Annotated in this window: 9 protein-coding genes and 1 pseudogene; 7 read left to right on the top strand and 3 right to left on the bottom strand. The window is 59.1% G+C overall.

Annotation, left to right across the window (positions count from 1 at the left end; translation table 11 throughout):
• Positions 1-59: 59 nt before the first annotated feature.
• Positions 60-914: a 23S ribosomal RNA methyltransferase Erm gene (gene erm / locus M3B90_RS03510; RefSeq protein ID WP_016456425.1), complete on the bottom strand. Its 855-nt coding sequence runs from the start codon at positions 912-914 to the stop codon at positions 60-62.
• 1,839 nt (positions 915-2,753) lie between these two features.
• Between erm and M3B90_RS03505 the strand changes: the two genes are divergently transcribed.
• The 3 genes from M3B90_RS03505 to M3B90_RS03495 all read left to right on the top strand — a co-directional run bounded on the left by M3B90_RS03505 (position 2,754) and on the right by M3B90_RS03495 (position 6,398).
• Positions 2,754-3,062, top strand: a complete 309-nt coding sequence (locus M3B90_RS03505; RefSeq protein WP_024058948.1) for a helix-turn-helix domain-containing protein — start codon at positions 2,754-2,756, stop codon at positions 3,060-3,062.
• A gap of 171 nt (positions 3,063-3,233) precedes the next feature.
• A complete protein-coding gene (locus tag M3B90_RS03500; RefSeq protein WP_259888658.1) occupies positions 3,234-3,533 on the top strand; it encodes a hypothetical protein in 300 nt (99 codons plus the stop codon).
• 1,530 nt (positions 3,534-5,063) lie between these two features.
• Complete coding sequence (locus tag M3B90_RS03495) at positions 5,064-6,398, top strand: hypothetical protein (protein ID WP_259888657.1); 1,335 nt, start codon at positions 5,064-5,066, stop codon at positions 6,396-6,398.
• A gap of 777 nt (positions 6,399-7,175) precedes the next feature.
• Here M3B90_RS03495 and M3B90_RS03490 read toward each other — a convergent pair.
• Positions 7,176-7,844: pseudogene (locus tag M3B90_RS03490) on the bottom strand (replication initiation protein); the annotation flags it as partial.
• Positions 7,845-8,526: 682 nt separating this feature from the next.
• Entirely contained in the window at positions 8,527-8,796 is a 270-nt protein-coding gene (locus M3B90_RS03485) for a hypothetical protein (protein WP_136649424.1), read from the bottom strand.
• A gap of 374 nt (positions 8,797-9,170) precedes the next feature.
• Here M3B90_RS03485 and M3B90_RS03480 point away from each other — a divergent pair, with 374 nt between their 5' ends.
• From M3B90_RS03480 to M3B90_RS03465, 4 genes are all read left to right on the top strand, one after another.
• Positions 9,171-9,380: a heavy-metal-associated domain-containing protein gene (locus tag M3B90_RS03480; RefSeq protein ID WP_070478508.1), complete on the top strand. Its 210-nt coding sequence runs from the start codon at positions 9,171-9,173 to the stop codon at positions 9,378-9,380.
• A 125-nt stretch (positions 9,381-9,505) separates the two neighbouring features.
• Positions 9,506-10,321 (top strand): hypothetical protein, encoded by an 816-nt coding sequence (locus M3B90_RS03475; protein ID WP_083290899.1) that lies wholly within the window; start codon positions 9,506-9,508, stop codon positions 10,319-10,321.
• 47 nt (positions 10,322-10,368) lie between these two features.
• Complete coding sequence (locus tag M3B90_RS03470) at positions 10,369-12,639, top strand: cation-translocating P-type ATPase (RefSeq protein ID WP_070478511.1); 2,271 nt, start codon at positions 10,369-10,371, stop codon at positions 12,637-12,639.
• Between the two features lie 83 nt (positions 12,640-12,722).
• Complete coding sequence (locus M3B90_RS03465) at positions 12,723-12,974, top strand: YHS domain-containing protein (RefSeq protein ID WP_259888656.1); 252 nt, start codon at positions 12,723-12,725, stop codon at positions 12,972-12,974.
• Positions 12,975-12,992: the final 18 nt, after the last annotated feature.

Below are 12,992 nucleotides of genomic sequence, written 5' to 3'. Positions count from 1 at the left end.
GTAGACGAACATGGGTCGTTCACTACTACTGGTGGATTTCGGTTTTGGTGGTGGGGGGATTACCGCCGCCGGCCTCGATTTTTCCGTTGAGGAGGGCGTTGACTACTTCCCGATTGTGAAATGGGCCGATGGCGCGGTGAAGAGGAACCAGTCACCTGGAAGAGATCGATCCAGTCGCTGGTGTGCAATCTGGGAGGTAGGGTTGCGGGGTCGATTCCTCGCGAGCGCAACCATGATTGTGTCTCTGAACGTGATGAAAACAACCCTGCCCTTCGGAGAATTTCCCCTATCCCGCGTCCCCGGGCGGTGAAAACGGTGTGCACCATCGCCTGAAAGGCTTTGCGTTGCTCTATCGGGATCTTCGGGTCACCCACCCGGCGGATCACTAAGATCCCCCCGTCAACGTTTGGCTGTGGCCGGAAAGCAGACCTTGGTACTCGGGAACCAAGGTGAAACGTGAACCATGGGGACCACTGAGCTGTCATCATCGTGCTTGCACCTACCCCGGCCCGGCGGCGAGCGACTTCCCACTGCATGAGGAGTACAGCGGCAGTCCATGCCGGCGCATGCAACAACTTTCGAAGAATGGCAGTGGTGAGGTGAAAGGGAATGTTTCCCACAATGACGCAGGGAGTGGCGGGTAACGGGAAGTTGAGGAAATCATCATGGACCACTTCGACCGACGCCGAGGCGGTCTTTTTTGTGAGTTTGGCAGCTAGTTTTGCGTCTACCTCAACTGCCGTTATTGCCCTCCCCAAGTGGGATATCGGGTGAGTGAGGGCACCGCTTCCTGGCCCGATCTCAATGATGGGGCCGGAGGTTTGTTTTACAAGATCGACGATGGAGTTGATGATCTTGTGGTCTGTGAGAAAATTTTGGCCATGTTCGTGACGGCCGTATCCGTATGTAGACATCAGGTGTGCTCCGTGGAGTTGAAACGGAGCCGGGCATGGCAAATGGCCGCCCGGCTAAAGGACCGGAGCGGTTTCTAACCTGCGGGAGGGAGAAAACCGCCTTAGCGGCTGGTGAGCGGCCGCATGAAAACGGAACCTGAAATCAACATGGGCCTATCGTATCCAATTAATTTCGCAGGGTCCAATACGGTGAGAAAGAAGACAACCGCACCGCAACAGTGCAAGACCTCTCTGGATTGGAATTTAATTGAACATGGGTTTGGGGTACGACGCGCCCTACTCGGAGTGGCACGGACACTACGGCTGCGCGCCCACACACAACAGTAAAGAGCTCGGCAATGCACAGACACGTAACGAGAGCGCCACAAATGTATGTACGTTTAAGTTACAGCATCGACACTGACGCTCCACATGGAGGGACGGCCGCAGCCCTGCAGCAAGCACACGGCAGGGTGTCTGCTTCGGGCGACGTGAAATTACGCAGAAAAATACGAAACACATCACCGCAGGTCACGGTAGGTATTTGCGGGTCATTTCGTAATCTCGTAAACGAAAAGAACAAAACTACGAAACACAAAAACATACGTTGAGCAGCGTAAATGGTTTTCGTTTCGTAATTTTTCCACTTTTTGAAGAAAATCTAAATAAGAAGAGACACCTTGATTGCGATTGTGTCCCGTGTCACATAGCTGCAACCCCTGCAGCGTGCCCTCAACGAGGACGCTCTGTGTCGTAGACATGTGCCTGCAATGCGTGTCTGTGTCTCTCTCTTAAAAGGTTTGGGTCGAAATACCGCAAAATTACGAAACATCCCCGAAATGTGACGTGTCTATGCAGGTCACAGCGTTATCGCGTGTTTCGTAGTTTTGTTCTTTTCGTTTGCGGAAATCACGAAACCGCAGGTAGAGCGTTTCGTAATTTTTTCGTATTTTGATCGGCAAATTACGAAACGAGGTCAAAACTACGAAACGAGCGCGCTACAGACGTGTCACAGGTCATAAAAAGGCGCGCCCCTTGCGTGTCACCGTGACGCAGCATCCCGGCCGTGTCACATAGCTACAACCCCTGCAGCGTGCCCTCAATGAGGACGGTCTATGTCGTAGACATGTGCCCGTAATGTGTGTCTGTGTCTCTCCCTTAAAAGGTTTGGGTCGAAATGCCGCAAAATTACGAAACATCCCCGAAATGTGACGTGTCTGTGCAGGTCACAGCGTTATCGCGTGTTTCGTAATTTGGTTTTCCGATTTTCGTAGTTCTACGAAACCGCAGGTAGAGCGTTTCGTAATTTTTTCGTATTTTGATCGGCAAATTACGAAACGAGGTCAAAACTACGAAACGAGCACACTATAGACGTGTCACAGGTCACAAAAAGGCGCGCCCCTTGCGTGTCACCATGCCGCCACACAACAGCTGCCCCACCACAACACCCCAGCCGTGCCACGTGGCGTGTAGAAACGTGCTCGGTTCGATTCGTAAAGATTAGGTCGCAGGCTATTGTGCGCGACGCATAAGTTCCGTACGATGGCCCCCAGACCGTATGTGGCGTTTTAATTCGTTTTTGGTTTAGCCAGCCGCATACGGGGGATAACCCCGAGGATAATTCATAAAGAGACAGCCTCTCGACCGTGATAGGCGCGGTTCCTCCGACGAGATAGACCGGTCGGCAACGGCATTGCCAACCACAAAAGCGGTCAGGTAGGGAGTAAGCGCTCCCGTAAAGCGATGGGACGGCAGACCACCGTTCTAGCGAGTTGAGCACGGCACTCCAAGCCGCCTGAATAGCAAGCCGGTAAAGCACCCCGCTCCGGGACAGATCAATCTGCCCAGGAGCGTTTTTCTATGTCCGAAAAGGACACGACTACCGCCGTCGCGCCACGCTTTTACACGCTGCAGGAACTCGCCGATCTCGGCGTCGGCTCCGAGTCCACGTTGCGAAAAGCTATTAAAGAGGGCCGTCTTTCATTCCACCGTTTCGGCACCGCCTATCGGATTCGCCAAGACGATCTCGACGCCTACCTCGCGGCCGCACGCCGCCCTGCCCCGCAGCTATTCGACGGCTTCGTCGATGCCGTCGTGAATGCAGCGCCCCAACTGACAGATGAGCAGCGCCAGCAGCTCGTCACGGTGCTGGGCGGTGTGAAGCACTAATGCGGACAAACCCGCCTACGACGAGATCCCGCCGCTTAGCTCAGCTAGTCAGGCTGGGTCTTGAACTGAGTGCGAGGGCTGATGGGTGATGGCCGTGCTACTACACACGCGCGCTCCACCGTCGTGCCCCGAGTCCAAATAAACAGTTCATTCAACCAAGGAGAACAAACCATGTCTTTCAGAGACGATTACGCAGCAGCGCTGCGCGATGATCAGCAAGCAAAAGATACCGTGAACGAGGCGCGCCGTGCACACAAAGCGACAAAGGAGCGCCTTGCGCAGTTGCGCAAGTATGCCGAAGAGTTCGAGGTGAATCTCGACGGTGACAAGTCCGCCAGCACCGAAGGGGACGGTGACAAGTCCGCCAGCACCGAAGGGGACAGCGATACACCTGAGAACGGTGACGGCGACACGCCTGAGAGCACCGAGGGCAGTAAGCCGAAGCGGCATCTAGAAGTTGTACCCGACTAACCCTTTAGCCGTACACGCAATCACCTCATGTGTGTACGGCCACGCGGCGTGACGACGTACAGCCGTCACGTTTGATGTCGCCACACACCCCGCTCGCAAGGGCGGGGTTTTCGCGTGTGTGCGGGTGGCTGCGGCACCGCTACACGTGACACTGTCACGATGCTTGCGCCGGTATCGGCGACGGGGCATATACACGTCTGCCCCGTCGCCTGGATCATCCGCCACATGGCTGGCGGTATGTCGCGCTGCTGTTATGCGCGGTTCTGGCCGGCATAGTCTTGTGTGGACTTGAAATATGCCGAAGACGGGGCCGTGGGTGCAGCAAAGACAGCAGCGTGGACAGAGCAGATTTCAGCAGCTGTGCTGCTGAAGATGCAACCGCGACGGCAGATGGTATGCGGCGCATGCCGCATAATGGACGCGTCGTGAGATACGCCAATATCCATCTCGGCAGGCTTGCCGTGATGGAGCGTTTCGTGATGACCCAAACACGACACATCGATGCTGGCATATCCGAATGTATATCAACGGGATATATCGGATTGCCGGCAGTGTCGTGATGCAGAGCGTGGGTCATCACACAAGGTGCAGCGCCAGCTGCACTATTGGGCACCTTGACCGGAGCGCAGCGGAGGGAAAGGTAGACCCAGCCAGACCGAGCGAGCGAGGTCTGAGTCTGGGGCTATAAGGGGCGGCGCGCCAGCGCCGGGCACCGGGTTATGCGAGCGCCAGCGAGTAGTAATACCCGGTGCAGTGCCTCGGCTATGCCGAGCGCCGGAGCGCAGCGGAGGCGTCGCACCCCCTTATGCCCTTTTCCCCCTTCTACCCCTATAACGACAAACATATAGGGGTTTTGACACAGAAGGGGGCTGCGACCTGCGTGTTTCGGGTTGTGACACGGTCTTCGACCCTTACCCGAAACGGCCCGTTGATGCGCGAAGCGCACATGGTGCCTACGCAAAACCTGCAGGTCGCCACGCTGTGCGCACCACATGCGGCGTCAGCCACTGTATGTCGGTCTTAAAGTAAGGGCCGATGACGGGTGGAAACGCCGCTTGCGGCGTCTTCCCGCGTCATCGAGACACCTGCAGCGAGCTTGCGAGCGCAAGGTGTCTAACCGCACGGCAAGACCGACATCGCCTACGTGGTGCGCACAGCCACACCCTGCACCGTGACACCGCCGTTAGGCGGTTATTGCAGGGTGGTGAAAATCCCGCAGCGAGCCATCCGCCGCCAGGCGGTGTTGATGCTGCTGCGGGGGTTGAACCACGGGCCTGATTAATACACTCCATATCTGCCCGTGCCATAAGCACAGTATCGGTGCAGACGCATCACGCTCGCGGCGGAGATATGCGCGCAAGCGCATGTAATGAGCACCGCCAGCGACGTGTGTTTCGCGAGCGCGTCGCGCTGCAGCAGATCCAGCGGCAGCGGTTGATGCACATGTGTAGCGCCGCGACTCGATTGGTTCATCTTTGTGGCAGCGGCTGTACGGCCCTGTGGCGGCCGTAGACGCCTCGGATGGACGGAGTGCGCGTGCAGAAGAACAGTTTCAAGACGTCGCTGTTCGTCGTGTATCTGCCGAAGTCGATGTGCAAGGAGATCCCCGACTACTACACCAGTGAGGTGGACGGGCGCGAAGTGAAACGTCCGCGCTATGTCGCCCGCGACTACGAAGAAGCAAAGAAGTACCCCGAAGAGTCAATGCGTTGGCTCGCCGAGAACTTCATTCCCGGCGGTATCGACACAGTCGCCGGCGGGGACATGAACTTCGACGAATCGACGCCACACATCCAGTTTCAGGCGGACACCCTCTCCCCTCATCCGGACAAGCCCGGTACGCTGCGTTGCCGCCCCGGCATCGCGTACAACACTGACACCTCAGTGCGGTACAAAGACGGCCCGAAGAAGGGCAAGCAGATATCGGGCCAACAGAAGTTCATCGACGCGCAACGGGGCCTGCGCGAACACATGCACTCGCTCGGCTATCCGGTGGAACTAGAAGTCTCCGAACGTCATGACGAGTCACTCAACCTCGACCGCTACACCGAGCAACAAGACCGGGAGCGCGATCTCGCCAAGCGCGAGGATGATGTGGAAGTCAAGAAGCGATCCGTGCAGCGCGACATGAACGCAATTGATCGTGACCGCGAGCAGGCTGCTAAGGAACTTGAACAGGCGCAAGAAGCCCGCGAAGCAGCCCAGCGCGTACAGGAGAATGCTGAAGCACAGGCTCGCGAGGTTGCCGAGCGTGTGCTCAAGGAAGCACGCGAGAAGGCCGAGCAAGAAGCCGAAGAGATCCGCAGCGAAGCACGCAAGGATGCTGAGCAGGAGTTGGGCCTGGCCGAAGCGCAAGCAGACGAGCTGCTCGAACGAGCCGAAGAGACTGCACGGGCCAAGGCGAGCGCGATTACAGCCGCAGCTCGCAGCGAAGCAGAGACGATCACTCGCAAGACCGACGAGGCCCATAAGCAGGCTGAGCGCGACGCCGAGACGATCCGCAGCAAAGCACGAGATGAGGCCACGAGCATCCGCGACGAGGCCACACGCGACGCTGCAGTAACGCGCAAGGATGCCCGCGAGGACGCTGATCAGATCCGCCGCAACGCGCACACGGACGCCGAAGATGAAGCCGCCATCATCATCGAAGAAGCGGTGAAGTCAGGACAACAGTTGGAGCACTTGGATAAGAAGTTCCTGGTGCAAGAACTGCATCGCAGCCCAGAGTTGCTTGAGCGTTACACGCTGTTCAGGCAGTCGCAGACCTCAGGCAAGAAGGGCGGGGCGCAGCAGCGTGCACGCGAGCGCATCGAGAAGCGCCGCCGCCATCAGCAACAGCAGCGTGACCGTGATGGCGGTGATTAGTTGTAGCACTGCTCTCCCCCGCCCTGTACGGCCTTCTGCGGGCCTAACAGGGGGCCGTCGGCGTCGTAGGTCATTGGCGGCGGGTAAACGGCTGATATTCAGCGAAAATCGAAGAAATCTCGGCTAGGCGGGGCCGGTGTCACTACGTTGCGCAGTGAATTGGCCTGTTGAGTGGCGGAGATATTGCGCAGCACGTCGGCCGGGACAATGGCGCGTGTGCTGCGCAGAAGAGATGTCCGTAGAAGGGCCGACAGAATGTCGTTGTCATTCTGTTGCGTAGTAAAGGTGTCAATAGGAGGGCCTGACCCCCGGAAAGTGGACACGTCGGGGGTTATCTATGCTGCTTGGGTCAGTGTAGCTGATGTGAGTGCTTCGAAGTCATCGGGGGCTAGAAGGTTGCACCAGGAGTGTCGTCTGCGCGTGTTGTAGCGCATGCTCATAGGCATCGATGATGGCCGCATCGGTGAGGCGTTGTCCAGCAGCACGGAGCCGGTGTCCGGTCTTTAAAGCATGGCGGAACGCCGTTTCATCACGGGCCGCGCACCCTTGACTAATCCAAAGGACACGGACGCCGTCGATCAGTTCTGGGTCATATTGATCAAGTCCTGCGCCTATTTCGTTTTCAACATCTTCTGCAAGAGCTTTGAAGGCTTGGGCTTCTTCTCGACGAGCCTTCACTGCATTGATGAGTTCACGACCAGAGCTAAATTGCTGACGCATGTTTTTACCGTACTGAGGGTGTCCAGCCATCTCACGCACCTGCCTTAGAAAGTCCTGGAGGCGAATGACGCGATCGTGTTGGTGATACCAGCGATATGCCTCTACTGACTTACCAGTATAAAAAGGACTACGACTAAAACGGTGCGCAAAGTGCGGGTCATGTGCGAGAAGAGCGCCTAACTCCTGGCTCGTAGCTTTTAGCAGCTCCATATTGCTGGAATGCTTATTTTTGCCGGTATACACCGGGTCAATCAGCCAAATAAACTGAGCTTTACCACTTAGCGGATTAATCCCGGCCCATGCTGGCCCAATGCCTCGCTGGACAAGGGCGAAGATAACGCTTTTAACATAAGCATTGAGATGAACTGGATGGCCTCCAGATTCTCCGGGCTGGTCAACATCAATAACCATAACCGCAGAATATTGCTTATTCGTCAGCATGACGTATTCACATCGACCGAGTTTCTCCGAATCAGTGCGATAAAGTCTCGGAACGCTGCGCTTCTTACCGGTTTCTTCATCTACCACGACACGGTAAGCACTTTGAAAGTCACGGCTGATAGAACCGTGTAGCGCATCACGCCCAAGATGCTGGAGAAGTTTTTCCCGGTCAAGCTGACTTGCCGGAGTATCATCTAGACCTGCGCAATCCTGGCGCACTCTAGATGGCGTACCAACACGCGCACCGGTCAAAGTGCCCGGAGAGGAATCATTAGATAGAATCATGCACATGCTTTCCCCCAGCTACTACTGGGTGATAAGCGAAGGTCACTTGGTTGCCGCCGAGTGGCCTTCTTTCGTCTTTAGTATCTCTCAACTGTAAAACACATGACTGTCATTTTGTGCGAGACACACATAAAGATATGTTTTACCTGCAGTAACAGTGTTTGAAATATATTGCAACAAATGCTAAAACCGCAGAGTATCCTGCATAGATACAAGACATCGACTATGGATCATAGGGGTTAGCGGTACTCATGTGTACTGCCGTCCAAATCAAAGGCTTGGTTGTCACCGAGGCAACCAGGACTACTCCAAGCACCACAGCCTCCAGGACTACAGATAACCAAAGAGCCTTTAAAGAGAAACCACATAGATAAACCCCAGTACTTTCTTCCTCACTGCCAATGCTCACTGGAGTGAACAATCCCTTGTGACTTTTGTCGAAGCTCCGCACAATGGTTATAGGCTGCTTCCCCCCGAACGGCCACTATGTATAAGTTCTAGCCCTGCCTCTCGCCCCTCAGGCAGGGCTAGAACTCGTTAATGATTTCTGAGTCAATCGAATACGAACACTTCAGAGTACTAAGAGTGCAACTCCTACGGTAATCATCCGTTCTCGCCACGTAACTACTAGATGAGGGCACCCCTACCGGTAATCACTAATACAGGGTGCCTATCGTGATGATTACTTTGACTGCTGCTCGTCCTTGGCGGCGACAATCATGTGCGCTAGCACCTCCAGGAACTTATTGAGGTTGCCTGGATCTGCCGTGATGGTTTCGAAGACTTCCTGAGACTCCCGGGCCGCCTGCACGAGTGCGCCGAACCCTTTGTTTTTAAAAGCGTCAGTGCCAGCAACCTGTGAGGGGTTATTTTTCCTGACTAATGCCTGCACAGGGGCTGCTAACTGTCTCCGGCGTAACTGAGCACTCCAGCTGGGATTCGTCTGTTCCACTCACCAATCTCGAACGCCTGCGAATCCAGTTGACATGGCCGGCTTCGTACCATGAGCACCAGCGACTGATCGGTGTTTGGTGGTGTCCGGCCCGTACCGGTCGTCACTGCCTTCGCCGACGTGGCAAGGAAGTCCACGGTTCTCATTAGACCGGGACCACTACTCTCCGACGCGCAGCGACACCGTCCAGCGGGTCGCCCCGCAGCATCGTTTCGCCACGAGGCGCATGTCGGACGCTCCAGCCATCGTCTGCAGCACGCGTGCGATGTGGCTCATACGACCACCCCCTTCTTGCGGAATACCTGCCAGGGGTATACTGTTGACTTGTACAGGTACCCGGTAGGGGTACTACAGAGACACAAGGAGGATACATAATGGCTTCGAACAATTACCAGGTGACGGGCATGACCTGCGGGCACTGCGAGATGTCGGTCCGCGAGGAAGTCGGTGAGATCCCCGGCGTCCAGGACATCCAGGTCAGCGCGCAGACCGGCAAGCTTAACGTCACCGCCGAGGGCGAGATTGACGATGCCAAGGTCCTCGCGGCGGTCGAGGAGGCCGGCTACTCGGCGGTGCGTGTCTGATGAAGGCCGGAGGACGGCTTGCGCTCTACGGGGCCGGGCTGGTGGTGGCGTTCGGCGGGGCCTTCGGCCTTGCCGGCGCCGTCATTCCTGACAGCTTCGTAGCAGCATGGGCAGAAGGAAGTGACGTGAACACACACGGTGAAGGACACGGCGGCGCTGCGCAAGAAACTGCGGAGCCCACTCTGAACGGGGTCTCCGCAAGCGCGGACGGCTTCGTACTTTCCCCAGTCCAGGCTCCCACGGCTGCAGGCGAGGATGGAGACCTGAGTTTCCAGATCCTCGACGAGTCCGGCGAAGCGGTGACCGAGTACACTACCGCGCACGAGAAGGACCTGCATCTGATCGCCGTTCGCACCGATGGTACTGGTTTCCAGCACGTGCACCCCGAGCTTGACACGAGCACAGGCACTTGGTCGGTGCCGTGGACCTGGGACGAGGCGGGCACCTACCGCGTGTACGCCGACTTCACACCCGAGGGCGAGGGAGCCGAAGGGATCACCCTGACTCGCGCCGTCGAGGTGGCGGGCGACTTCGCCCCTGTTGAGACCGAGTCACAGACCACCGACGAGGTCGACGGATACACCGTCTCCCTGAATGGCGACCTTACCGCCGGCACCTCAAGCGAGCTCACCATCTCGGTCGAGCGCGACGGTCAGCCGGTGACCACGCTGGAGCCCTACCTGGGCGCGTTTGGCCACCTGGTGGCGCTGCGCGAAGGCGACCTCGCCTACTTGCACGTCCACGCCGAGGGCGACGAGCCCCAGGCCAGGGACACGGCCGGACCCGAGATCGGATTCGCAGCGGAGGCCCCGACCGCCGACCGTTACCTGCTCTACCTGGACTTCCAGGTCGATGGGCAGGTGCACACCGCCGAGTTCGTGATCGACGCCGAGCATGGTGACGGCTCGCAGACAGACGATTCGCATACCGGCGGCCACTGACCCGCAGGGCCTGGCGTCGCACGAGAGATGAAGAGAGAAGGAAGAGGATGAGTACATTAGCGCCCCCCATCGGTGGGCCGGACATCGAGCTGGAGATCGGCGGGATGACCTGCGCCTCCTGTGCGAACCGGATCGAGAAGAAGCTGAACAAGCTCGAGGGCGTCGCGGCCACGGTCAACTACGCCACCGAGAAGGCCAAGGTCACCGTGCCTGCCGGCTACGATCCGGGCCTGCTGGTCGCCGAGGTCGAGAAGACCGGCTACACGGCTGCGCTGCCCAAGCCCAAGGGCACCACGGCGAACACGTCGGAGACCGAGGCCGGGGAGGAGGAAGACACTGAGCTCACCTCGCTGCGCCATCGGCTAGTCGGCGCCATTGTGCTCACGGTTCCCGTGATCGCCATGGCCATGATCCCCGCACTGCAGTTCGTATATTGGCAGTGGGCCTCACTCGCGCTTGCCGCCCCGGTGATCATCTGGGCAGCCTGGCCGTTCCATAAGGCCGCATGGACGAACCTCAAGCACGGTACCGCGACGATGGACACACTCATCTCGATGGGCACCTCGGTCGCACTGCTGTGGTCCGTCTACGCACTATTCTTCGGAACCGCTGGCACACCCGGGATGACGCACCCGTTCGAGTTCACGATCGCTCCCTCGGATGGCGCGGCGAACATCTATCTCGAAGTTGGCGCGGGCGTGACGATGTTCATCCTCGCCGGCCGCTACTTCGAGAAGCGCTCCAAACGCCAGGCCGGGGCCGCGCTGCGCGCCCTCCTGGAGCTCGGCGCGAAGGAAGTCGCCGTGCTCCGCGACGGCGTTGAGGTGAAGATCCCCACCTCTGACCTCCAGGTCGGCGACGAGTTCATCGTTCGTCCGGGTGAGAAGATCGCCACCGACGGCATCGTGGTCTCCGGCTCCTCCGCGGTGGACGCCTCCATGCTCACCGGCGAGTCCGTACCGGTCGAGGTCCGCGAGGGCGACTCGGTCACCGGTGCCACCGTCAACGCGGGCGGCCGCCTTGTCGTGCGGGCGACCCGTGTCGGTTCGGACACGCAGCTTGCGCAGATGGCGAAGCTCGTCGAGGATGCGCAGACTGGCAAGGCCGAGGTGCAGCGTCTGGCTGACACGATCTCCGGCGTGTTCGTGCCGATCGTCATCGTCGTCGCGTTCATCACCCTCGGCGCCTGGCTGGGAGCCGGATTCCCCGTCGCCGCCGCGTTCACCGCAGCGGTCGCCGTGCTCGTTATCGCCTGCCCCTGCGCGCTGGGACTCGCGACTCCGACCGCGCTGCTGGTCGGCACCGGCCGCGGGGCGCAGATGGGCATCCTCATCAAGGGCCCAGAGGTGCTGGAGTCCACCCGCAAGGTCGATACCGTCGTGCTCGACAAGACCGGTACCGTCACCAGCGGCAAGATGACCCTGACAGATGTGATCACCGAATCCGGTGTGGACCGTGCCGAGCTGCTGCGCTTCGCGGGTGCGTTGGAGGACTCCTCGGAGCACCCGATCGCGCAGGCGATCGCCAAGGGCGCCACCCAGGAAGTCGGCCAGTTGCCCACGCCCGAGGACTTCGCCAATGTTGAAGGCAAGGGCGTGCAGGGCATCGTCGAGGGCACCCCGGTCGTCGTCGGACGCGAGTCGCTGCTGGCCGACTGGTCACAGAAGCTCTCTCCGGAGGTCGCACGGGCGAAGGCTCAAGCTGAGGGTGAAGGCAAGACGGTCGTCGCGATCGGCTGGGACGGTGCTGCGCGCGGCATCCTCGTCGTCGCCGACACCGTCAAGCCCACGAGCGCGGAGGCGATCCGCGGGCTCAAGGAGATCGGCCTGACCCCGGTGCTGCTCACCGGTGACAATGAGGCCGTGGCCCGCCAGATCGCCGCCGAGGTCGGCATCGAGGAGGTCATCGCCGAGGTGCTGCCCAAGGACAAGGTCGACGTCGTCACCCGTCTCCAGGGCGAGGGCAAGATCGTCGCGATGGTCGGCGACGGCGTCAACGACGCCCCCGCGCTCGCGCAGGCCGATCTGGGCCTGGCGATGGGCACCGGCACGGACGTCGCGATCGAGGCCTCCGACATCACCCTGGTCCGCGGCGACCTGCGGGCCGCGGTCGACGCGATCCGTCTGTCTCGGAAGACACTTTCGACGATCAAGACCAACCTGTTCTGGGCATTCGCCTATAACACCGCCGCGATCCCAGTCGCAGCGCTGGGCATGCTCAACCCCATGCTCGCAGGCGCGGCGATGGCGTTCTCCAGCGTCTTCGTCGTCGGCAACAGCCTCCGCCTGCGCGGGTTCAAGAGCGTCGCCACGAAGTGACGAACGAGAACCCACCCATCCATACCAATCCGATACAGAACCCACCCATCCATACGAATCCGATACAGAAGGAACACCAGAAAATGAGCAACTGCTGTAGCACGAACGAGACTAACCCCGCCGCCGAGAACGGTGGACGCGAGAACCTGCTCGGCGGGGGCGCCGATGACATGACCACCTGCCCGGTCATGGTCGGCACCCCGGTCAGCAAGAAGACCGCCGAGGCCGCCGGCCTCTACCGCGACTTCAAGGGCGAGCGCTACTACTTCTGCTGCGCCGGCTGCGGCCCCGCATTTGATTCGGACCCCGCCAAATACGCCGCCAACATTGCGTAATCCACCAGCGTGGGGGGG

The organism is Dermabacter sp. p3-SID358, from assembly GCF_025147465.1.
Lineage (GTDB): Bacteria > Actinomycetota > Actinomycetes > Actinomycetales > Dermabacteraceae > Dermabacter.
Note: the sequence above shows the minus strand (reverse complement) of the source record. Positions and strands in the feature narration are given on the sequence as shown.

Bases quoted from the DNA above. Each gene is read 5' to 3' on its own strand.
- erm (WP_016456425.1), bottom strand. From the start codon at position 914: ATGTCTACATACGGATACGGCCGTCACGAACATGGCCAAAATTTTCTC.
- M3B90_RS03505 (WP_024058948.1), top strand. From the start codon at position 2,754: ATGTCCGAAAAGGACACGACTACCGCCGTCGCGCCACGCTTTTACACG.
- M3B90_RS03500 (WP_259888658.1), top strand. From the start codon at position 3,234: ATGTCTTTCAGAGACGATTACGCAGCAGCGCTGCGCGATGATCAGCAA.
- M3B90_RS03480 (WP_070478508.1), top strand. From the start codon at position 9,171: ATGGCTTCGAACAATTACCAGGTGACGGGCATGACCTGCGGGCACTGC.
- M3B90_RS03470 (WP_070478511.1), top strand. From the start codon at position 10,369: ATGAGTACATTAGCGCCCCCCATCGGTGGGCCGGACATCGAGCTGGAG.
- M3B90_RS03465 (WP_259888656.1), top strand. From the start codon at position 12,723: ATGAGCAACTGCTGTAGCACGAACGAGACTAACCCCGCCGCCGAGAAC.